Source organism: Pseudomonas sp. F2 (genome assembly GCF_057174385.1).
Genome location: NZ_CM169904.1, coordinates 1,563,011 through 1,582,877, shown reverse-complemented (window position 1 = coordinate 1,582,877; position 19,867 = coordinate 1,563,011). Strand labels below are relative to the sequence as shown.

Here is a 19,867-nt window from a genome sequence, read left to right as displayed (position 1 = left end):
CCCGGCGTGATTACACTCAGGGCAGCAACGGGCGCAGGAAACTGCGCTCGTAGCTGACGATGAATTTCTTCTGCACCAGCGATTCCACCAGCGCTGTGCTTTCCGGGTCGGTCAGCGCGATGTGCCGGTAGCTTTCGTAATCGGCCAGCGAAGGAAAGCTGAACAGGCAATAAGCGATATTGCTCGCGCCCTCGGAGGGCAGGAAATAACCGTGATGAGTGCCGCCCAAGCGCTCGACGATGCCCAGCCAGGCCTTGGCATAGGCTTCGAATTCGGTCAGTTGGTACGGATCGATCACGTATCGCACATGGCAAGTAATCAAGGTTGGTGCTCCCTGTTCAGGTCATTCCGCAATGGCGGTGCCGACCTTGTCCGAAGCCGACCAGATGCGATAGCGCACCTCGACATCTTTCGGGGCGTAGATCACCAGTGGCAGCTTGCTGTTGTAGCGCAGCATGAAGCCGTCACCGACAACCGGGACAAACGCGCGTTTCTTCGCGGTGCCGGGTGGGCAGGCCATCATGGTACTCATCGGGCCGATGACTTTTTCCAGCCGGTAGAACGGGTAGCCCCAACCTTCGAGGTTTTTCTCGTCCAGTACACCACCCAGACGTTGACGATTGCAGTCGACTTCCAGGGTTTTGCCGGCGAGCACTTCAACCTGGAAATTCTCTTCCTGATCCTGTTTGGGCAGGTAGATGACTTGGCGGGTGAAGCCGTTTTCCGCCTTGGGATAGGGTGCAACGTCTTCGAGCTTGGCCGCGTGGGCGAGGGTGGACAGGCCGGCAACGAGCAGACCGATTGTCGCGCGAGCGCGTAAAGAACCCATGAAAGCCTCCTGGCGGGTGTAGGGTGGATGTCGGGCATTCTCACTGTCATCAGCGATGAATGCAAACCGGCGGCGACTTGCAAATTGCAGTGCCCAGGAGGATCGATCTTGCATTTTGCAACTGGCCAACTGCTGGCCACCGCGCCAAGTGCTTGATTTCATGAAGGTCGAAATGAACCGATGAAAGGCACGATTTATGCGTCGCTTTGGTGCAGCGCACCGGCTTCGGGCGCCTACACTCCAATGGGCATTTCGCCGTACAACCGTTTGCCGCACCAGGGAATCAGCGGGGACACACCCGTGCAGGGGCAGCAAAAGCGGTCAACGTGAAGAGTTGATTGGCAGTTTCATCAATAAGGAGAGGTTCACCATGTTTCTGTCTGCCTTGGAACTACGCAATATCATTGAAAGCAGTTTTTTGCCGAAACGCTGCCAATGCACGCTGTCGCCCGACCTGTCGATGACCGTCAAGGTCTTCGGCGACCACCAGACTGATCAGGTTGATCTGCACGTCACGGGTATTGACGCCAGTCATCTGAATGGCTGCCGCGAGATCAACGACCTGATCGCCGGCCTGCGTTCGGATCTGGCGCAACAAACCACGCAGTCGCATTACAGCCCACGATCAAGAGCCGTTTAACTCACCGTTTCACCCAGTTCGACCGTCACGCGCCGGGCCTGCACAAAGCCGAGGCCCAGCGCGAACTCGACCAGCACCGCGAGCAGAATCCCGGGGCCGGCATGGCCGTTCAGCCATTCGCCAAACCCCAGCACCGCCAGACCAAAACAACCGACGATAAACCCGTTGCTCAGGGCATTGCGACCCAGCGACGGCGGCGCGCTGCGCACCAGATAAAACATCACCCCCAACGCCGCAAACAGCACCGCACTGCGCCGCGCGACAAACCCGACAGCGCTCGAATACTCAATGCTCCAGATCGCCAGCAACACCTGCGGGAAAAAGCCCCAGGCCAGCGCCAGTACAAAACACAACGAAGCGGTGATGATCGACAATGTGCGAAACGACAACTGCATGGCGAGTCCTTGCGGCAGTAAGAAGGGACCCCGAGCATAACCCGCGAAGCCTTCATCGCCTACCGCAAAGCCGCAAATCAGAGCCTTCTGTCAGTTCTGGAAGTTGCAGGCGTCAGACATTTTCCGGTAGGTGATTTCCGCAGGCTTGCCGGCATTGTCGATGTACTTCATATCAGCGCTCACGACCTTGCATTGGCGCGTGGGCTGCTCGGTCATGGAAATCACTTTGTTCACATGCAACGGCATGCCGTACTGATAGGGAACGGCCTTTGACGTGGCTGAGGTGTCATTGGCCTGAGCCAGTCCGGCGAATGCGGTGCAGGCGAGGGCGGAGGTGAGCAATAGCGTGCGAATGTTCATGAATCGTACTCCCGTGCGACGGAATAAGCGTTCGGCGCCATACGGCCGAACCTGCCGCACTCGGCGCCAGCCAGGGGCTGAGGTGTGCGGTTCAGTACAGTCTTGGACTGCGGCGTTAAGCGATGGTTAACCTGGCTGAACGCCGGCTGTCTGGCGGAGGGAGGGTTTCTCGGGGATGCGGTGCCGATTCCTACAAGGGGTGATGCCTTGTCTGCTTTCGGCGGCGGGAGCGGGGCGGGTATGGTTTGGCGTCGCTGCAAAATCAGCGGCTCGGGTTTGGTCACCTGAAAATACTCACACATGTGTGCCATCATTCGCACCGCGGACATCTATGTCTTCGTAGTGCATCGCTGTGGCGGCTGTGTGCAGGACGCCTTCGGGCGAGCTGATTGGGTATTCAGTTGACCAAACTTGCATACAGTCCGCCTCCCATCGTTTGGTCACGGTGTCGGCGGGTTACCTTACCCAGCAAGAGATAACTCTGATGCCGATATTAAATCCGTTACCCAATCGTTATCACCCTCTAAACAGCGGCTGTACCGACAGCGCGCCAATGGTCATCGACACCCAAGCCAACCCCCAAGACATCCTCGAGTCCGCCGTCCAGCGCATCCGCGCCTGCAGCGACCTGCTCGAAACCCTGCACTGCATGTGCTTCCGCCATGGCGATGTTCAGGACATTCCACACATTACCCATGCGCTGTATCTGCTGGCGCAGGACGGCAATGATTTGCTGCAGGTGGCACAGCAGCAGATGCTGGATTGGAAGGCGCCGGTTTGATGCCTTGAATGAGAACGGGAGTAGGATTGCGAGTGGGCGGCCCCCACGCCATCTACTCCTCCCGTTTGAACGTTAAGCTAGGTTTTCAACGACTTAGTTTGTCCGGGTAGAACGAAAGTGGTGCGTGAGTCGCCTTCCATTCTTTTGCAAATTTTTTACCTTCTGCAATTTGCTCAGCTGTCATCTTTGCTTCAATTTTCGGTAGCTTACTCTCCACTCTTTCTTGTAAGCCTCCACCGCCGTCTAGCTCCTTCAAGGTGTAAACGAGGGCATAACCTTTAACGACATCGAATGGGAATCCATACGTGTCTGGCTCATGAGCAAGATCAGAACCGTAACCATAAACTGTTGTGGCGTAGCTTGCTAAAGCTGCTTGCTCATTCCAATGACGGAAGCCTTCAATGTCACCTTTTTCATAAAGAAGGGCTCCGTATTCCATCATGGAGGGCGGGTACCCACTCTCAGCTGAAGCTTTGAATAATTTTTCAACCGCTTCCGAGCGTTTCCATGGAAGGAAAAAACCGTCTCCCTGATTGTAGCTTTTAGCTAATAAATACTGTGAGATTTGGTGATTTTTTGCGGCTGCTTTTTCTAGCCAAGTTGTATCGAGCGTTAATTCATACATTATGTACATGGCTTCAGCATTTCCATCTTCAGCCTTAGGCTGAGCGATGCTAGATGCTTGATTCAACCAGTCCGACGGTATTTTGTCTGTGGCAGGGCAGTCTTCTGATAATTTACATAGATCATTTTTTACTCGCCCAAGCTGGATCATTGCGTAAAGATCCCCTTGGTCAGCTGCCATTTCATACCACTTTTTAGCTTCAGGATTCATGTAGCTATTTTTTTGCCGTAATGACTCAGCAAGATAATATTGTGCCTCATGGTCTCCAGCCTCTGCTGCTATTCTCAGTAGAGGAGTTGCAGAGATAGTTTTAAGCTGATTGTAAAGAATTATACCGCTGGACTTAATTGCAAGTTCGGAGTCAGTGAGTGCCAATGTAGCAGGGGCAAAAGTGACTAGCAAAAATCCTGCGATAGAAAGTTTCATCATGCTCAGCGGCTAAGTTTGTCAGGAAAGAAAGAAAGGGGAGGATGCGACGCAGCCCACTCTTTAGAAAACTTTTTGGCTGCTTCAATTTGTTCAGCGGTCATTTTTGCGGCGATTCGAGGTAGCGTGTATTCAACGTTTTCCTTCATGCCACCACCCCCGTCTAGCTCGGACAGCCAGTATATAAGTGCATAGCCTTTGATTAGGTCGAGGGGATATCCGAATGTATCAGGCTCATGTGCTAAATCTGCACCATATCCGAAAACAGTAGTTGCGTACCCTGTAAGTGCTGTCTTTTCAACCCAGCTACGATATCCTTCTACATCGCCTCGTTCATACAAAAGAGCAGCATAATTCATCATCGCCTTAGGGTAGCCACCTTCAGCCGAAAGCTTAAACCACTTTTCAACTGCTTCGCTTCGCTTCCAGGGCAGAAAAAAGCCGTCACCTTGCTTGATGGAGACTGCCATCCAGTACTGTGCAAGTGCATTTCCCGCAGATGCGGATTTTTCCAACCAAGCATCCTCTAGCGTAATCTCATACATTATGTACATCGCTTCCGCGTCGCCAGTATCTGCTTTTTCTTTCGCTATTTTTTTTGCCTGATTTAACCACTCTATTGCCGGCTTCTGCGAAGGAGAGCAGTCGTTAGAGATTTCGCACATGTCATGCTCAATGCGGCCCAATTGGATCATGGCATAGAGATCATCCTGGCCTGCTGACGCTTCATACCATTTCTTGGCGTCCTCGTTCATATAATGATTTTTCTTACGAAGAGCTTCTGCTAAATAATATTGAGCTTCGTGGTCGCCGGCTTCTGCTGCTGTTGTTAAAAATGGGATTGCAGAAGTGGCTTTGTATTGGTTGTATAAAATAATCCCAGTTCTTTTTGCCGAAATTTGTTCTGTCGTTAGTTTAGTGTTGGCATGGCAGTTGAGCGTTAAAAGCATCAGTAGCGTAAAGGCCGTTTTGATTAACATGAGAATTCCGGGTCGGATGATTATTTTGAAGGTCCAATATAGGTAGCTTTGCAAGACGGGACGTAGGTGCGCCCATAATATTGACTCCGCTGGCAGAAGCTGTCTCGCTTTTCTCCCAATAATTTGACGTGGGATGAATAGCGATTACGCATCCGGTCACCATCAATCTCTACGAGACGCAATACTGCTTCATTCATAAAGTTATCAAGATCCAAGCGGCTTTCACAATATTTTAGTTCTGCGTTAGCCGGTTTTATGCCGAACTTGTTCATGCTCATGCAGATCTCTTCGAATTGGCTCTGTGCCTTGTCAAGAGAGTTTTGTTTTTGAGCGTTGTTCACGATCCAGCCCAGTATTTTTTCAACTGCTCTTTGTTGAATTAGATGAGCTTCGTCAGTGCTGTATTTTCGTTCTATCTTATCGGATGTATTTGATGCGGACGATGCATTGACAGTGAATTCGTCTGGCGGACTGATTAACGTCATGAGAAGAGGCCCAAGCGCACCTGGGATCGCGTTAACACACCACTCTTCGATTTCTGCTTGCTGTTCATAAAACATAATGGTGTCTGCGATCGGTCCACCTTTTCCGGTGGCAGTCAAGCTTTCATAAAGCGTCATCACGGCATCAGCACCCATGAGATAAATCATGCGGATATCAAAACCACCAATGGCCAGAGTATTTAATTTCGAAAGGTACGCGTAGGTTTCATCTTCAATAACAAAGTACGGATTCTGTTTGTTTTTATAAAGTTCTCTACGGAACATGTTAAGCAGTTCAGTGACGGCGTCGTAGCCCACCTCGAATTTGAAGGAGCCTCCAACGCCCGGGCCGGCTATCAATGCGGCCTTGAGTACCAGAATCAGACGGCCCTCGTGCAGGGAAATACTCGCTTCAGCCCTCGCACCGAGACCGGCTGCTGCATTGAGTTCCACGGTCAAGCGCGCAAGGCTAAACCATTCGCTGGCTTTCATTCCTGCGGCCTTACCAGCAACGGGGGCTTTGGTTAGCAAGGCTACTTCGGAGGGTGGAGCCCAATTCAGCGCTCCGGTGACCATGATCCCGGTTTGCAGACCAGCGAACAGATTGAATGCGGCTTTTGCGCCATCCTGTATCTGTAGAGTTTCTGGAGCTTTTTTAATTTGGCCACTTTTCTCAGTTCTTGCGTAGCTGCGCTTATCGGGGTTGCGCACAACCGGTTCGGGAGGCGCTAAATGGAAGCCAGCGTTGCTGACATCCAATGCAATTTCAGAAGAAAGCAGCAACGATGCTCCGGCGTAGCCCCAAGCCTTCGCGCCTAGATAGAGCGAGAACCGTCCGAGGTTCATCTTCTGCTGTATGTCTTCGGCGTTTCGGTAGGTGATGACAATATCTTTAGCGTTGGCACGGTCTGGCAAGTCGACTTTAAAGAGTTCGACTTCACCCCTTGCAAGGTCAACGGCAAAAGTCGCCTTGGCCGAGGCCTGGAACCCTTCGGCCAGTGTCCAATCTGGCCCCTCCACTTTTGTCGACGAGTGGATGGTCTTCGTGGTGGAAGGCATCAGGCAACGAACCAGCTGTGCCTGCGGAGTGATGTCGAAAATGCGGAAGGTCTTGCGTACGTTGTCCTTGAACAACACTTGCTGCAATCGGTTTCCCCATTCTTTACGTGTACCAGCGTTCTCCAGCGCCGTGACCTTGTACTTCTTGCTTTCAAGGTAGGCGTTGAATTTTTCGATCTCGAACCAGCCTTCTGAGGAGAACCAGTCGCTTTCCTGATCCTTGATCCTCAACGCACCTTCGTCTTTCAGCCACTGTCCGAACAAGCTCAGCTCAGTGTCGGTCGCTGCTTTTCCATCGCTATTGCCCGGACGCTTCGCCAGATCTTTGACCTTGGCGCCTACTTTCTTCCAGTCATCCTTTACGGTCTGTTTGAGTCGTGGCAGTGAATACATGCTGAGATAGGTGAGCGGCTTGTTGAGGCTGTCCGCCATGCTCATCTCGGCCAGCGGGAAGCCATTCTTGATCAAACGCTCTTCAGGTCTCGCCTGAAATTGTTCTGGCTCCCACAACAGATGACGGCGAACAGTCGCCGTTTCCACGTTGTTCTCAGCCTGGAACCGTAGCTTTTCTTTTGACGCCTGCAGCCGGTCCCAGGCGGCACGTTCATTGGTCACTAGGTTGGTGGGCGCCTTGGCTTGTCGTCCACTGGCTTCAATCCAGCCTTTGTACTTGGCACTGAGGCGATCATTGACCTCTTTTTGCTCTTTCTCTAGCGCCAGATACTGCTTGAACAAGTCAACGCCACCCTCGACTGCTCCGCCCTCGGGGATCAATGCAAACTCGGGCAATGCGATTCCGTATTGGGCAACATCGGTGATGGCGTCCAGATAAGCGCTATAGGTCGCTTTCCTTTCCTTGCGTTTGATTTCCTGGTCCCGCACATATGTACACAGCATCAATTGATTATTGGTGCCGCACATCGCGATCTCATCTATTCGCTTTTTGTCCTGAGCGAGCATCGGGGCGAGTTCTGCCGACGTTAACGTGGTGAGATCCTTGTCTTCTAACAACGCCTCTCGTGCTTTCAGATATTTTTGAACGGCTTCACGTGCGGCGATGGCTTTCGGCGCATAAAGGCTGCCGCTTTCGTACGCGTAGCCTTTTTCTTTGGCTGCGGCAATGGCGGTGCGCTTGAGCTTTTGCCAATCACTGTACATGCCGTGCACGCGAGTAGCATCGTCACGGGCGGTCATCATTTCGGTTCTTTTAATCTGATCCTGTTCGAGGCGTGTGAGGGGCGTTGCAGGTGGTGCTGCTTCTGGTGCTGCGGCTTTCCTGCTCTGTTGAGCTTCAAGCAGCGCCGCGTCCAAATTGCTTATGTTGGGATGTTGAGCTTCGATCTCCAACATCCGGGACTTCTCTTCGCCCTCAAGAAAGTTTGCCAGCTTGGGCTCAAGGAAGTACTCCAGGAGACCCGATTCGTAGAGCCCTTTTTTGCGCTCTTCGGGTGATTTGGTTGAGCTGACTTTTTGTTCCAGATCGCTGGAAGCTTCTTTTAGTGCCGAGTTAGTCCGTTCCGGCAGCAGCCAGAATGATTCATTCTCAGTGTCGTAAATTGCGCTGCCATAAACGGTGGAGCAGGGCGTTTTCACTTTGTCGTGATCGCCTGGTGTATCTTCCGGCGCTTCGGGCTGTTCACCGATGTCTCGAGGTGGTTTAGCACAAGCTTCATCAGCGACTACTGCTGTTGTAGGTGCTGACTCGGTGTTAGTTGCTGCGCTTGTGTTCTGTTCCATTTCGCTTCCATTCATTCTTTACGGACGGGCTCATCAAGCTGCGCTGTTAGCGAGTTGCTGCAACTGCTGCACTTTGATGAACGACTCTTCCCTGGATTGCAGGATGGCCATTGCCTGTGGCTGCGTTTCGAGCAGCGGGCCGTTGGTGATTTGGCCCAGTTTCAGTAAATGACGACCTTCGTAAATGTTGTGGGCAACCAGCACATTAAGGTTTTCCACGAGGTTGGGCAGTTGTTCGTCGGTAGGTTCACCGTAGGCAGCGTATTGCTCGTCTGCCCAGTAAACCCATCCAAGATGCTCCTGAACCTTTGGCGCTGCCGGTGGCAGGTTGAACGCTGAGACGTCGCCCAGCCATTCAAGTTCCGAAAGGACTCGCCAACTCAGCCAGCGACCGCGATTGCGCCCGAAGTGAACCGGTGCCGGGCTGTATACGTGTTGCCAAGGGCCGAAGAGCTGATGCGAACTTTCACCGGCGGTGTAGGCCAACGCGGCCCACAGACTTGGCTTGTGATAACTCAACAGGCTTTGTCCGCCGGAGCCATCGTTGGCACGCAGGAGCCAGCGGGCGTGTGCCAGTGCCTTGGCTGGATCTGCTGTGGTGAGGGCGATGCCGGCGAAGTTCTCTTCACAGAGACTTGCCGCTTCTGCAGCGAGGCGGCTGCCCCACGGTGCGACTAGCCAGAGAGGGCCGTCAGCGGCGATTTCGGCGAAGTCGGTGTTGAGGAACAGGCCTTGAGTGTCGACGGGTTCGCCGACCCGGTAGAGGCAGCTCATGGCTTCTGGCTGACGGATGCGATCAATGATGAAACATAGGCTCAGGTCGGAGCTCTCTTTCGGCAAACCCTCGAAGGCGTAGCGTGGCGCTTCGAGGAGGGCACTCAGTGCTTTTACATGCATGTGCAATCCTTACGGCTGCAAGCGCCGTTGCTTTGTTTGCCGCACAACGGCGTGATACCGGACTCGTTGAGGCGTTTGGGCAGCGGGATGAGCACTTTGCCCGCCTTATCCGCATCCGCCACCTTCATCGGCCCTGGCAGCAGCGGCGCGGCCGGCGTACCTACACCCGGTGCACCGCCGGTATTGACCTTCACCTCGGCGCCGCTGATGGTCACGCCACCGGCGTCGACCTTGACAAAGCTGCCGCCGGCTTTGGCGGTCAGTTCCATTGCGCCTTCGACGACGACTTTCTGGCCGGCGTAGTAATGGATTTCGCTGCCGGCTTCGACGAATTGCGCTGTGCCTACCTTGAGGTGCTGGGTGACTGCGACGGTCAAGTGATCGTCCGCGCGCATTTCACTGATGCGATTCAAATGGGTGATGCGGTGCTCTTCGACTTTGAATTCGCTGTAGGTGTTGGCCTCAACCGTGTCATGCCGCTCATTCCCCACGCGGATCTTCTGGTCGTGCTCGATGTTCTCGTCCCAATCGCGCTGGGCATGGATGTAGATCTGCTCCACACCCTTTTTGTCTTCAATCCGAAACTCGTTGTAGCCCTTGCCGCCCGGGGAGCTGAGGGTTTTGAAGGTGCTGCGGGTCTTGTTTGCCGGCAGGTCGTAGGGGACGACGTTTTCCTTGTGGTACAGGCAGCCGGTGACGAGTGGTTGGTCGGGGTCGCCTTCGAGGAAGGTGACGAGCACTTCCATGCCGATGCGCGGGATGGCGATGCCGCCGTAGGCGGCGCCGGCCCAGCCGCTGGCGACGCGCAGCCAGCAGGTGGTTTTGTCGTCGGACTGGCCGTCGCGGTCCCAGTGGAACTGGACTTTGATGCGGCCGTACGGGTCGCAGTGGATTTCTTCGCCGGCCGGGCCGGTGACGACCGCGGTCTGGCTGCCGAGGACTTTGGGTTTCGGGTGTTCGAGGGCAGGGCGGTAGTGCGCGTCCCACGGGGTGGCGAGGAAGCTGTTGCGGTAGCCCTGGTGGAAATCGCTTTTGTTGTCGGTGACGTCGCTGGTGACGTTTTCACCGAGCACTTGCGGTTGTTTGCCTTCGTGGAAGACTTCCAGCAGCAGCCACAAGTCGTTCCATTCGCCGCGCGGGTGTTCGGCCAAGGTCAGGAAGTGGCCGCTGGTCAGGGTCGGTTCGTCACCTTTGCCTTCGGCGAGTTTGTAGTCGCTGCGATGACGTTCCAGGGCGCGGGTCGAGAGGAATTTGCCGCGCTCGCGGGTGGTGAAGCGGCCGGGGTAATCGTAGTCCTCAAGATCCGGGGCAAACTCGGATTTGACCGCGCCTTCGGGCAGGATCTTCGGTTTTTCGAAGTCGTAGTCGCGGCGGCTGACGCGGGTGGTGCGGGTTTCCAGGCGCAGGTTGAAGCGCTTGATCACCGGTTTGTCGGCGCTCATGCCGGAGTCTTGCTGGTAGCTCACGGCCTTGAGTTTGCGGAACACCGTCTGATCGTCGCCGAACACCAGTTTGTGGCCGCTGCTGCTGTGCTGGAAGTGGAAGTGAATGCCTTCCTCTTCGCACAGGCGCTGGATGAAATGCAGGTCGGACTCGTCGTACTGCACGCAGTAATCGCGCGGCGGGTACTCGGCGTTGAGCTGGAAGCTGTAGGCGTCGGCCAGGATGCCGCGATCTTCGAGGACCTGGGCGATGATTTTCGGCACCGTGAGGTTCTGGAAAATCTGCTGGTCATGGTTGTGCCGCAGATAGGCCAGTTGCGGCACCAGGCTGATGCTGTAGCGGGTCAGGGTCTTGCCGGAATCGCCTTGTTCGATGCGATACACCAGGCCGTGGATCTTGCCTTCGCCGGTGGCGCCGAAGGTCAGGACGCCGGGCTTGTGCAGCAGCTCTTCGAGTTTCAGGTCGGGGCGGGCGCTGACCAGTTCGAGGTCGAAACGGAAAGGCTCGTTGAGGGCTTCGCGACCGGTGAAGCTGAGCACTTGCAGGTCGGCGGAGGCGCCTTCGAGGGTAAGGGTAATGTGGGTAGCGTTGGCGTCCAGCATGCCTTGAATTCCGTCCATTGAATAAGCAGGTGACGGATGATGGAGGATTAGACCGCCTCGTTCAAGGCGCAAATGCCGTAGGCGCCGGAGCTGCGATGCATAGGGAAAACCCTTAGATCGGCGTTTCGAACCAATGAAAACGCGGGTTGCGCCGTTCTGAAGGAGCCGGCAATGCGTGGTTCAGAGCGGTCCAGTGCTTGAGAATCGCCAGTCAGTTTCAGACTAAAGTCGCCTTCAGGCCGTCAAAGCCATCTGCCATCATTGTCGCTCACCCCTGCGTGTCCACTTCTTCCCGGCGGTTTCTGACCCGGGACGGGAGCTATTTTTCTGGCTGACTGCGCCCTGGCGCAAACGCTGTACTGTTGGAGTTTTTCATGCGTCCCCCATTCCCTCTCATCACCCCGCGCCAGTCGTTTGGCTTCGGCGCCGTTGTGCTGTGCGCCGGTTTTGCCGCGCCGGTTCAGGCCAGCGGTTTTCTTGAAGACACCACGGCGAAAATCGAATCGCGCACGGTGTACTTCAACCGCGATTTCCGTGATGGGCACACCTCCAGCGACCAGGGCGCTTCCAAGCGGGAAGAGTCGGCGCAAGGCTTTATTCTCAATCTGCAATCGGGTTACACCGAGGGCACGGTCGGCTTCGGTATCGATGCGTTGGGCATGCTCGGTTTTCAGCTCGATTCCAGCCCTGATCGCAGCAACAGCGGCTTGCTGCCGTCCAGCGGCGAGAACCCGCGCGGCTCGAAGGGCCAGTACGCAAAAATGGGCCTGACCGCCAAGGTCAAGGTCTCGGACACGGTGTTGAAGTACGGCGCACTGCTGCCTGATCTGCCGCTGCTCAAGTACAACGACGGCCGCCTGCTGCCGACCATGTTCAACGGCGCCATGCTGACCTCCAGGGAAGTGAAGGATCTGACCTTCATGGCCGCGCGTCTGGACAAATACACGGCGCGCGATTCCACTGATTCGCAAGACATCCGCGTGCACTGCAAGAACAAGCGCTACGCCTGCAACACCACCGCCGACCATTTCGACATGTACGGCATCGATTACAAGATCAACGATCGCCTGACCGCGCAGTATCACTACGCGGAACTGGAAGATATCTATCGCCAGCACTTTGTGGGTCTGTTGGCTAACCAGCCGCTGGGTGACGGCGTGCTGAAGGCCGATCTGCGTTTGCTGAAAAGCGCCGACAGCGGTGATGCCAAGGCCGGTTCCATCGACAACCGCGCCTTGAGCGGCATGCTCTCGTACGGCATCAGCGGCCACACCTTCAGCGCCGGCTGGCAGCGCATGAACGGCGACAACTCGATGCCGTACCTCGATGGCAGCAATCCGTATCTGGTCAACTACGTGCAGGTCAACGACTTCGCCGCCGCGCAGGAGCGTTCCTGGCAGCTGCGTTATGACTATGACTTCAAGGCCATCGGCATCAACGGTTTGAGCTTCCTGACCCGCTATGTCAACGGTGATCACATCAAGGTGCCGGGCAGTGATCAGGAGGGCAAAGAGTGGGAACGCGACAGCGAGTTGAAGTACGTGATCCAGACAGGCACGTTCAAGGATGTCAGCCTGCGTCTGCGCAATGCGACTTACCGCACCAACTATGAGAAATTTGCGCGGGATGTGGATGAGACCCGGTTGATTGTGAGTTACAACTTCTCCGTCCTGTAAACCCCACCCCCTGTAGGAGCTGCCGAAGGCTGCGATCTTTTGATCTTGATTGTAAAAAACAAAATCAAAAGATCGCAGCCTGCGGCAGCTCCTACAGGGATCTTCGGCGGCCTACAACCAATGCCAGAACCGGCTCCAGAAGCCGCGATTCAGATCCTCTTTGCACCCGGCATACTGCCGCGCATACACGTCGGAACGCGCCTGCACCTTGCGCGCAGTCGGCATCAGCCAGGCCTTGCTGGCGTAGGTCTTGTTGCGGAAGCCGCCCCAGCCTTCGTGGTAATTCAGGTACTGGTTGTAGGCGTCGTATTTGTACACGCCGTTGATTGAGGTGGTCTTGTCCATGTACCAGCCCACGAAGTCGATGGCGTCGTCGAAGTCTTCCCGGTCGGCCCAGTTGCGTCCGGTACTCTTCTGGTAATCGGCCCAGACTTCATCCTTGGCCTGGGCATAGCCGGCGGCCGTCGACACCCGGCCCCACGGAATCACCCACAACAGATATTTGCGCGGCGTCTTGGCGTCGTAGCGGTAGCCGGACTCCTGATACATGATCGCGAAGGGCACCTGGATCGGCACGCCCCAGCGCTTTTGCGTGACTTGCGCCGCGTCGTACCAGTCGCTTTTTTCACGGAAGATTTCGCAGATGTCTTCCGGCGAACGCGGCGGCGAGGTGCCGCAGCCGCTGAGTAATCCCGCCAGTATCAAAAGTCCCGCCGTCCGCCCCGACATCAAACTGTCATCCCCATGCGCGCAAAAAGGCCGACAGTCTACGCGCTCAGTTCAACTGGTGACGATAGGGCAAATCCGGACCGGTCTTGCTGCACGTAAGGGCGGCCGCCTGTACGGCAAACCTGAGCATCGCGTCGATCTGCTCGCGGCTGAGCTGTTGCACGCCCTCAACCGAGTCCAGACCTTGTTCGGTCAGCCAGGTGATCAGCGCCGCCTGAAAGGTATCGCCGGCGCCGACGGTATCGGCGATTTTCACTGAAACCGCTGGTACCGACCATGAACCATGGGCGCGACTGAACACCGTTGCGCCTTCGCCACCACGGGTCAGAAACACCAACTGGCAGCGATGCTGCAGCCAGCCTTCGATCACGCGTTGTGGGTCCTGTTCGGGATACAACAGGCTCAGGTCTTCGTCGCTGACCTTGATCATGTCGGCCAGTTGCACCAGGGTCGCCACGCGTTCGCGCCAGAGGTCGATGTTCGGCTCGGGGTTGAGGCGCACGTTGGGGTCGAGGGTGATCAGGCGCTTGCCGCTTTCACGCTGCACCAGGGTCAGCAGGGTGGCGGCGATCGGTTGTACCACCAGCGAGAACGAGCCGATGTGCAGACCACGGACGTCATCTCCGAGCTGCGGCAGATGGGCGAGGCTTAATTGGCGATCAGCACAGCCCTCGCCGCGAAAACTGTAATGCGGCGACCCGTTGGCACCGACCGCGACCATCGCCAGCGTGGTTGGCGCGGCGAAGTCGATTAGGTAGTCCGCACGCACGCCTTCATCCTGCAGCACCTGCTGCAGACGTCGCCCGAGGTAATCGGTGGACAGCCCGGCAAACAACGCCGAGTCCACCCCCAAACGGCGCAAGCCGACCGCGACGTTGAACGGCGAGCCGCCGGTAATCGCCTTGAAATTCACCTTCGAAGCCAGACCGCTGGCATCGTCTTCGCTGAAAAAATCGAACAGGGCTTCGCCACACACCAAATACATGATTGTTTGCTCTTTATAGGGTTGCGACATGCTGTTGATAGCGTTCATAGGCCTGCTGGAACGCCGCGACATGGGCGGCAACCGGCAGGGTTTCACTGTGCAGATCGAGCTTCACGCAGCGCTGGCACAGGTCGGCCAGCGTGTTTTCGTGGCCGTTCGACCAGGACTTGCACCACGCCGCCTGAATCGCCGCGCCGAGGGCTGCAGCTTCGCTGTGTTCGGTGCAGATCACCGGGGTGTTCATGATGTCGGCGACGATCTGCCGCCACACCGCACTTTTCGAGCCGCCGCCGATCAGGCAAATGCTGCGGCTTTGTAAACCATTGCGGCGCAACAGATCCAGTCCATAACGCAAACCGAAGGTCGTACCCTCGACCACGGCGCGACACAGATTGGCCTGGGTCAGGTTGCTCAGGGTCAGGCCGTGCAGGCTGCCGGTGGCGTGGGGCAGGGCGGGGACGCGTTCGCCGTTGAGGAATGGCAGCATGCTCACGCCTTCCGCGCCTATGGGCGCTTGGGCCACGAGTTGATTGAACTGCTGCAGATCGAGGTCGAACAGCTCGCGGATCGCACCGGTGGCGTTGGTCAGGTTCATGGTGCAGATCAGCGGCAACCAGCCGCCGCTGGATGAGCAGAACGTCGCGACCGAAGCATCCGCGCTGACCTGCGGCGCCTCGGCGTAGGCGTACACCGTGCCGGAGGAACCGAGGCTCATGGTGATCGCCCCGGGCTGAATGTTGCCGGTACCGATGGCGCCCATCATGTTGTCGCCACCGCCGCTGGCGACCAGTGCATTCGGGTTGAGGCCCAACTGCTCGGCAATCGCTGGCAGCAGCGTGCCCACCGCCTGATGCGCGTCGATCAGCTCCGGCAATGCCGCTTGCAGGCGACCGGTGGGGTCAATGTCACGCAGCAACTGCAAGTCCCACTGGCGGCTGCGCACGTTGAAATAGCCGGTGCCGGAAGCGTCGCCGTACTCGCTGCAGGCGCGCCCGGTGAGCCAGAAATTCAGGTAATCGTGGGGCAGCAGAATCCGCGCAATACGTGAGAACACCTCCGGGTGTTGTTCTTTGGTCCACAGCAGTTTCGACACGGTGTAGCCCGGCGCGATGACCACGCCGAGGCGCTCCAGCGCGCCTTGTTCACCGCCGAGGTGTTTGAGCAGGCGCTCGTTTTCTTCCGTGGTTTCGGTGTCGCACCACAGCTTGGCCGGGCGCAGCACCTGGCCCTGATCGTCGAGCAGCACCAGGCCGTGTTGCTGGCCGGAGACACCAATGCCGAGGATCGCCTGACCGTCGACATTGGCTGCGAGCAGGGCGCGGCGGGAGGCGAGCGCGAACGCGTCGAGCCACTGTCGGGTGTCCTGCTCGCGGCGACCATTGGCGCCGCTGATCATCGTGTGCGTGGCGGCGCCTTCGCCGAGCACCTGACCGCTGGCCGCATCGAGGATGATCGCCTTGGTGCCCTGGGTGCCGCAGTCGATGCCGAGGAAGAGTTGTCGGGTGGTCACAGTGAGGTCCTCAGGGTGTCAGGTGAGTCAAGGTGAAGCCAATCGCTGGCAAGCCAGCTCCCACAGGTTCTCGTTTGTACGCAAAATTCATCAACGATTGAAAACCCTGTGGGAGCTGGCTTGCCAGCGATGGCGTCGGTGGTTTCACCGCATCACTCAGCCAGCACCCGCTCCAGCGTGCGCGTCACACCCACCTCACGCAAGCTGTTGCAGCACCACTCAAACGCCGCCACAAATGCCGCCGAACGTGGAATCGCCGTGCCGAAAATCTCCTCGACCGCCAACAACCGCTGAGTGATCAACGCATCATCCGCTACCAGCCCCTGACAAAATTCCGCCCGTGGATCCGGAATCGTATAGGTGTCGCCATTTTCATCGACGCCCTTCAGATACAACGCCCAGGCTGCCACCACCAACGCTGCGCGCCTGGTTTCCTGGCCATCGGCAATCAAGCGATTGATCGTCGGAATGGTGAATTTCGGAAACTTCGATGAACCGTCCGAACACACCCGCTCCAGTTGATCGGCAATCGCCTGATTGGAAAAGCGCGCCACCAGCGTGTCCTTGTAGTCGGTCAGGTCGATGCCCGGCACCGGCGCCAGTTGCGGGGTGACGTCAAGGTCCATGTAGGCGCGCATGTAGCGTACGAACAGTGGGTCATTCATGGTCTCGTGGACGAAGCGATAGCCCTTCAAAAAACCCAGGTAAGTCAGGGCCAGGTGGCTGCCGTTAAGCAGTTTGATCTTCATCTCTTCGTAGGGCGAAACGTCATCGGTGAACTGCACGCCAACCTGTTCCCAGGCCGGGCGACCGTTGACGAACTTGTCTTCCAGCACCCACTGCACAAACGGCTCGCAGACCACCGGCCAGGCATCGTCGACGCCGTGTTTGTCGGCCAGTTGCAGGCGGTGCGCGGTGCTGGTCATCGGTGTGATGCGATCGACCATGGCGTTGGGAAAACTGACGTTCTGCGCGATCCAGTTACGCAGCCCCGGGTCACGCAGGGTGGCGAAGGCCAGCAACGCCTTGCGGGTGACCGCGCCGTTGTGCGGCAGGTTATCGCAGGACATGATCGTGAACGCTGGTGTGCCCGTGTCACGGCGTTTTTCCAGCGCCGCACAGAGGAAGCCGAACACGGTTTTTGGCGCCAGCGGATGGGCCAGATCGTGCTGAATCTGCGGCAGGTGCGCCATGAACTCGCCGTTGCTGTCGTCGATGCAGTAACCGCCCTCGGTGATGGTCAGCGAGACAATGCGGATCTGCGGATCGGCGAGTTTGTCGATCAGCACCTGCGCGCCGTCTTCGGCCAGAAGCATGTCGCGAATCGCACCGATCACCCGCACTTCGGTGTCGTCGCTGTCGCCGAGTTCGAACAGGGTGAACAGGTAATCCTGCTCTTTGAGATCGTCGCGGGCACGGCGGTCCTCAGTGCGCAGGCCAACGCCGCAGATTGCCCAGTCCAGCGCCTGACCGGTATTCATCAGTGCATCGGTGTAATACGCCTGATGCGCGCGATGGAAGCCGCCGACGCCAATGTGCGCGATGCCCTGGCGGGTGTCGCTGAGGCTGTAGGCCGGCAGTTGCACCTCGGGGGCGAGGCGCTGCAGATTTTGCTTATTGAGTTTCATCGGACAAGTCTCGAAATTCAGGCCGCGGCGCGCAGCGGGCGGGTCAGCGCCACGCCATTGGCGTCGAACAGGTGGCAATGGCTGGCGTCCAGGTGCAGGTTCAGTTGCTCGCCGTAGCGGCTCGCCAAGTCACCGCGCACGCGCATGGTCAGGGCTTCGCCGGCGTTGCTGGTGACGTGGCAGAAGGTGTCGCTGCCCAGGCGTTCGCTGACGTCGGCGGTGACTTGCAGGGTGCAGTCGCCCGGTTGCGCCAGCTCCAGATGCTCCGGGCGAATGCCCAGGGTCACCGCGCTGCCGACGCTTAGATTGGCGGCATTGAACGGCAGGGTGATGCGTGTACCGGCGTCCAGCGAGACTTCGCAGCTCTGGCTGTCAATGCGGGCGATCTTGCCCTTGAGGAAGCCCATTTTCGGCGTGCCGAGGAACCCGGCGACGAACAGGTTGGCCGGGTTGTGATAGAGGTCCAGCGGCGAGCCGACCTGCTCGATCTTGCCGCCATTGAGCACCACCACCTTGTCAGCCATGGTCATCGCTTCGACCTGGTCGTGGGTCACGTAGATCATCGTGGCTTGCAGGTCCTTGTGCAGGCGCAGCAGTTCCAGACGCATTTGCACGCGAAGGGCGGCGTCGAGGTTGGACAGCGGCTCGTCAAACAGGAAGATTTTCGGATTGCGCACGATGGCGCGGCCGATGGCAACCCGTTGCCGTTGACCGCCGGAGAGCTGTTTCGGCTTGCGTTCGAGCATCGGCCCCAGTTCGAGAATCCGCGCCGCTTCGCCGACCTTTTTCTCGACTTCGGCTTTTGGCACGCCGGCCAGATCAAGGGCGAACGACATGTTCTTTTTCACGGTCATGTGCGGGTACAGCGCGTAGGTCTGGAACACCATCGCCAGATCGCGCTTGGCCGGACTGACTTCGGTGATGTCGCGGCCATCGAGTTCGATGGTGCCGCCGCTGACTTCTTCCAGACCGGCGATCAGCCGCAGCAAGGTGGATTTGCCGCAGCCGGACGGGCCGACGAAGACCACGAACTCCTTGTCGTTCACCTCAAGGTCGATGCCCTTGATGATGGAGAAGCCTTCGAAGCCTTTTTGCAGATTTTTGATTTTCAGGTTGGCCATGGTGATGGGCCTCCGCATTGTTGTTTTTTTAAGATCAAAAGATCGCAGCCTGCGGCAGCTCCTACAGCGGGATGGCTCATACTGTGTAGGAGCTGCCGCAGGCTGCGATCTTTTGCTTTTGATTCATTTCACGGCGCCAAATGAGAGGCCGCGCACCAGTTGTTTCTGGCTGATCCAGCCAAAGATCAGGATCGGCGCACAGGCCAGGGTCGAGACCGCTGACAACTTGGCCCAGAACAAGCCTTCGGGGCTGGAGTACGAGGCGATCAACGCGGTCAGTGGCGCGGCTTTCGACGACGTCAGGTTCAGCGACCAGAACGCCTCGTTCCAGCACAGGATCAGCGACAGCAGCACGGTCGAGGCCAGGCCGCCCTTGGCGATCGGCAGCAGCACGCGGAGCATTTCCTGGGCGAGGGTGGCGCCGTCGAGGCGGGCAGCTTCGAGGATGTCCTTGGGGATGTCCTTGAAGTAGGTGTAAACCATCCAGACCACGATCGGCAGGTTGATCAGCGTGTAGATCACGATCAGCGCGATGCGCGTATCAAGCAGGCCGAAACTCTTGGCCAGCAGGTAGATCGGCATCAGCACACCTACCGGCGGCAGCATCTTGGTCGAGAGCATCCACAGCAGCGTGCCCTTGGTGCGCTGGGTTTCGTAGAACGCCATCGAGTAGGCGGCGGGCACCGCGATCAGCAGGCACAGCGCCGTGGCACTGAACGAGATCACCACCGAGTTCCAGGCAAAACTGAAGTAGTCGCTGCGCTCGTTGATGTGCAGGTAGTTCTCCAGCGTCGGCGTGAAGATGAACTGCGGCGGCGTGGCGAACGCATCGATTTCGGTTTTGAAACTGGTCATCACCATCCAGAAGATCGGGAAGAAAATGATGATCGCGATGGCCCAGGCCAAAGTGCCGAGCAGCAGACTTTGCAGCCGGCGGGATTGTTGAAGGGTCATGGCAGGCC

At 57.3% G+C, this 19,867-nt stretch carries 18 protein-coding genes; 3 read left to right on the top strand and 15 right to left on the bottom strand.

Annotated elements, in window-relative coordinates:
- Positions 1-16 precede the first annotated feature (16 nt).
- Positions 17-322, bottom strand: a complete 306-nt coding sequence (locus tag AC193Q_RS06855) for an NIPSNAP family protein (protein WP_003225174.1) — start codon at positions 320-322, stop codon at positions 17-19.
- 21 nt (positions 323-343) lie between these two features.
- Entirely contained in the window at positions 344-829 is a 486-nt protein-coding gene (gene eco, locus AC193Q_RS06850; protein ID WP_047294643.1) for a serine protease inhibitor ecotin, read from the bottom strand.
- A 370-nt stretch (positions 830-1,199) separates the two neighbouring features.
- On the opposite strand from eco, the gene AC193Q_RS06845 reads away from it, so the two are divergent.
- The gene (locus AC193Q_RS06845; RefSeq protein ID WP_047294641.1) at positions 1,200-1,469 is read left to right on the top strand and encodes a DUF1652 domain-containing protein; all 270 of its coding nucleotides are present in this window, start codon (positions 1,200-1,202) and stop codon (positions 1,467-1,469) included.
- Here the strand turns inward: AC193Q_RS06845 and AC193Q_RS06840 are convergent.
- Positions 1,466-1,864 (bottom strand): hypothetical protein, encoded by a 399-nt coding sequence (locus AC193Q_RS06840; RefSeq protein ID WP_095669088.1) that lies wholly within the window; start codon positions 1,862-1,864, stop codon positions 1,466-1,468. The genes AC193Q_RS06845 and AC193Q_RS06840 overlap by 4 nt on opposite strands.
- A gap of 90 nt (positions 1,865-1,954) precedes the next feature.
- Positions 1,955-2,224 (bottom strand): DUF2790 domain-containing protein, encoded by a 270-nt coding sequence (locus tag AC193Q_RS06835; RefSeq protein ID WP_121185632.1) that lies wholly within the window; start codon positions 2,222-2,224, stop codon positions 1,955-1,957.
- 484 nt (positions 2,225-2,708) lie between these two features.
- Between AC193Q_RS06835 and AC193Q_RS06830 the strand changes: the two genes are divergently transcribed.
- Entirely contained in the window at positions 2,709-3,005 is a 297-nt protein-coding gene (locus tag AC193Q_RS06830) for a hypothetical protein (protein ID WP_041064366.1), read from the top strand.
- An 85-nt stretch (positions 3,006-3,090) separates the two neighbouring features.
- Here the strand turns inward: AC193Q_RS06830 and AC193Q_RS06825 are convergent, their stop codons facing one another.
- Genes AC193Q_RS06825 through AC193Q_RS06805 form a run of 5 tightly spaced genes read right to left on the bottom strand, consistent with a single transcriptional unit; the run spans position 3,091 to position 11,256 of the window.
- Entirely contained in the window at positions 3,091-4,056 is a 966-nt protein-coding gene (locus AC193Q_RS06825) for a tetratricopeptide repeat protein (RefSeq protein ID WP_443543538.1), read from the bottom strand.
- 5 nt (positions 4,057-4,061) lie between these two features.
- Positions 4,062-5,036 carry a tetratricopeptide repeat protein gene (locus AC193Q_RS06820; RefSeq protein ID WP_121185628.1) on the bottom strand — a complete coding sequence of 325 codons (975 nt, stop codon included), beginning with the start codon at positions 5,034-5,036 and terminating at the stop codon, positions 4,062-4,064.
- Positions 5,037-5,056: 20 nt separating this feature from the next.
- The gene (locus AC193Q_RS06815) at positions 5,057-8,314 is read right to left on the bottom strand and encodes a hypothetical protein (RefSeq protein WP_121185626.1); all 3,258 of its coding nucleotides are present in this window, start codon (positions 8,312-8,314) and stop codon (positions 5,057-5,059) included.
- Positions 8,315-8,347: 33 nt separating this feature from the next.
- Positions 8,348-9,211 (bottom strand): DUF4123 domain-containing protein, encoded by an 864-nt coding sequence (locus AC193Q_RS06810; RefSeq protein WP_121185624.1) that lies wholly within the window; start codon positions 9,209-9,211, stop codon positions 8,348-8,350.
- Positions 9,202-11,256: a type VI secretion system Vgr family protein gene (locus tag AC193Q_RS06805; protein WP_121185622.1), complete on the bottom strand. Its 2,055-nt coding sequence runs from the start codon at positions 11,254-11,256 to the stop codon at positions 9,202-9,204. Before AC193Q_RS06805 ends, AC193Q_RS06810 begins: the two co-directional genes overlap by 10 nt.
- A 374-nt stretch (positions 11,257-11,630) precedes the next feature.
- On the opposite strand from AC193Q_RS06805, the gene AC193Q_RS06800 reads away from it, so the two are divergent.
- Positions 11,631-12,932 carry an OprD family porin gene (locus tag AC193Q_RS06800; RefSeq protein ID WP_483879327.1) on the top strand — a complete coding sequence of 434 codons (1,302 nt, stop codon included), beginning with the start codon at positions 11,631-11,633 and terminating at the stop codon, positions 12,930-12,932.
- A 111-nt stretch (positions 12,933-13,043) separates the two neighbouring features.
- On the opposite strand, the gene AC193Q_RS06795 is transcribed toward AC193Q_RS06800, so the two are convergent.
- The 6 genes from AC193Q_RS06795 to AC193Q_RS06770 form a co-directional block, all read right to left on the bottom strand.
- The gene (locus tag AC193Q_RS06795) at positions 13,044-13,661 is read right to left on the bottom strand and encodes a transglycosylase SLT domain-containing protein (RefSeq protein WP_371260334.1); all 618 of its coding nucleotides are present in this window, start codon (positions 13,659-13,661) and stop codon (positions 13,044-13,046) included.
- A 46-nt stretch (positions 13,662-13,707) separates the two neighbouring features.
- A complete protein-coding gene (locus AC193Q_RS06790) occupies positions 13,708-14,646 on the bottom strand; it encodes a carbohydrate kinase family protein (protein ID WP_121185618.1) in 939 nt (312 codons plus the stop codon).
- 13 nt (positions 14,647-14,659) lie between these two features.
- Positions 14,660-16,156 carry a xylulokinase gene (xylB, locus tag AC193Q_RS06785; protein ID WP_483879326.1) on the bottom strand — a complete coding sequence of 499 codons (1,497 nt, stop codon included), beginning with the start codon at positions 16,154-16,156 and terminating at the stop codon, positions 14,660-14,662.
- Positions 16,157-16,308: 152 nt separating this feature from the next.
- On the bottom strand, positions 16,309-17,784 hold the full coding sequence (locus AC193Q_RS06780; RefSeq protein WP_121185614.1) for a mannitol dehydrogenase family protein: 1,476 nt from the start codon (positions 17,782-17,784) through the stop codon (positions 16,309-16,311).
- 17 nt (positions 17,785-17,801) lie between these two features.
- The gene (locus tag AC193Q_RS06775) at positions 17,802-18,905 is read right to left on the bottom strand and encodes an ABC transporter ATP-binding protein (protein WP_108182783.1); all 1,104 of its coding nucleotides are present in this window, start codon (positions 18,903-18,905) and stop codon (positions 17,802-17,804) included.
- A gap of 123 nt (positions 18,906-19,028) precedes the next feature.
- Positions 19,029-19,859: a carbohydrate ABC transporter permease gene (locus AC193Q_RS06770; RefSeq protein WP_121185612.1), complete on the bottom strand. Its 831-nt coding sequence runs from the start codon at positions 19,857-19,859 to the stop codon at positions 19,029-19,031.
- Positions 19,860-19,867 lie beyond the last annotated feature (8 nt).

What these genes read in the sequence shown, in the direction of transcription:
- eco (WP_047294643.1), bottom strand. Translation starts at nt 829, where the DNA reads ATGGGTTCTTTACGCGCTCGCGCGACAATCGGTCTGCTCGTTGCCGGC.
- AC193Q_RS06845 (WP_047294641.1), top strand. Translation starts at nt 1,200, where the DNA reads ATGTTTCTGTCTGCCTTGGAACTACGCAATATCATTGAAAGCAGTTTT.
- AC193Q_RS06840 (WP_095669088.1), bottom strand. Translation starts at nt 1,864, where the DNA reads ATGCAGTTGTCGTTTCGCACATTGTCGATCATCACCGCTTCGTTGTGT.
- AC193Q_RS06835 (WP_121185632.1), bottom strand. Translation starts at nt 2,224, where the DNA reads ATGAACATTCGCACGCTATTGCTCACCTCCGCCCTCGCCTGCACCGCA.
- AC193Q_RS06830 (WP_041064366.1), top strand. Translation starts at nt 2,709, where the DNA reads ATGCCGATATTAAATCCGTTACCCAATCGTTATCACCCTCTAAACAGC.
- AC193Q_RS06825 (WP_443543538.1), bottom strand. Translation starts at nt 4,056, where the DNA reads ATGAAACTTTCTATCGCAGGATTTTTGCTAGTCACTTTTGCCCCTGCT.
- AC193Q_RS06820 (WP_121185628.1), bottom strand. Translation starts at nt 5,036, where the DNA reads ATGTTAATCAAAACGGCCTTTACGCTACTGATGCTTTTAACGCTCAAC.
- AC193Q_RS06815 (WP_121185626.1), bottom strand. Translation starts at nt 8,314, where the DNA reads ATGGAACAGAACACAAGCGCAGCAACTAACACCGAGTCAGCACCTACA.
- AC193Q_RS06810 (WP_121185624.1), bottom strand. Translation starts at nt 9,211, where the DNA reads ATGCATGTAAAAGCACTGAGTGCCCTCCTCGAAGCGCCACGCTACGCC.
- AC193Q_RS06805 (WP_121185622.1), bottom strand. Translation starts at nt 11,256, where the DNA reads ATGCTGGACGCCAACGCTACCCACATTACCCTTACCCTCGAAGGCGCC.
- AC193Q_RS06800 (WP_483879327.1), top strand. Translation starts at nt 11,631, where the DNA reads ATGCGTCCCCCATTCCCTCTCATCACCCCGCGCCAGTCGTTTGGCTTC.
- AC193Q_RS06795 (WP_371260334.1), bottom strand. Translation starts at nt 13,661, where the DNA reads ATGTCGGGGCGGACGGCGGGACTTTTGATACTGGCGGGATTACTCAGC.
- AC193Q_RS06790 (WP_121185618.1), bottom strand. Translation starts at nt 14,646, where the DNA reads ATGTATTTGGTGTGTGGCGAAGCCCTGTTCGATTTTTTCAGCGAAGAC.
- AC193Q_RS06780 (WP_121185614.1), bottom strand. Translation starts at nt 17,784, where the DNA reads ATGAAACTCAATAAGCAAAATCTGCAGCGCCTCGCCCCCGAGGTGCAA.
- AC193Q_RS06775 (WP_108182783.1), bottom strand. Translation starts at nt 18,905, where the DNA reads ATGGCCAACCTGAAAATCAAAAATCTGCAAAAAGGCTTCGAAGGCTTC.
- AC193Q_RS06770 (WP_121185612.1), bottom strand. Translation starts at nt 19,859, where the DNA reads ATGACCCTTCAACAATCCCGCCGGCTGCAAAGTCTGCTGCTCGGCACT.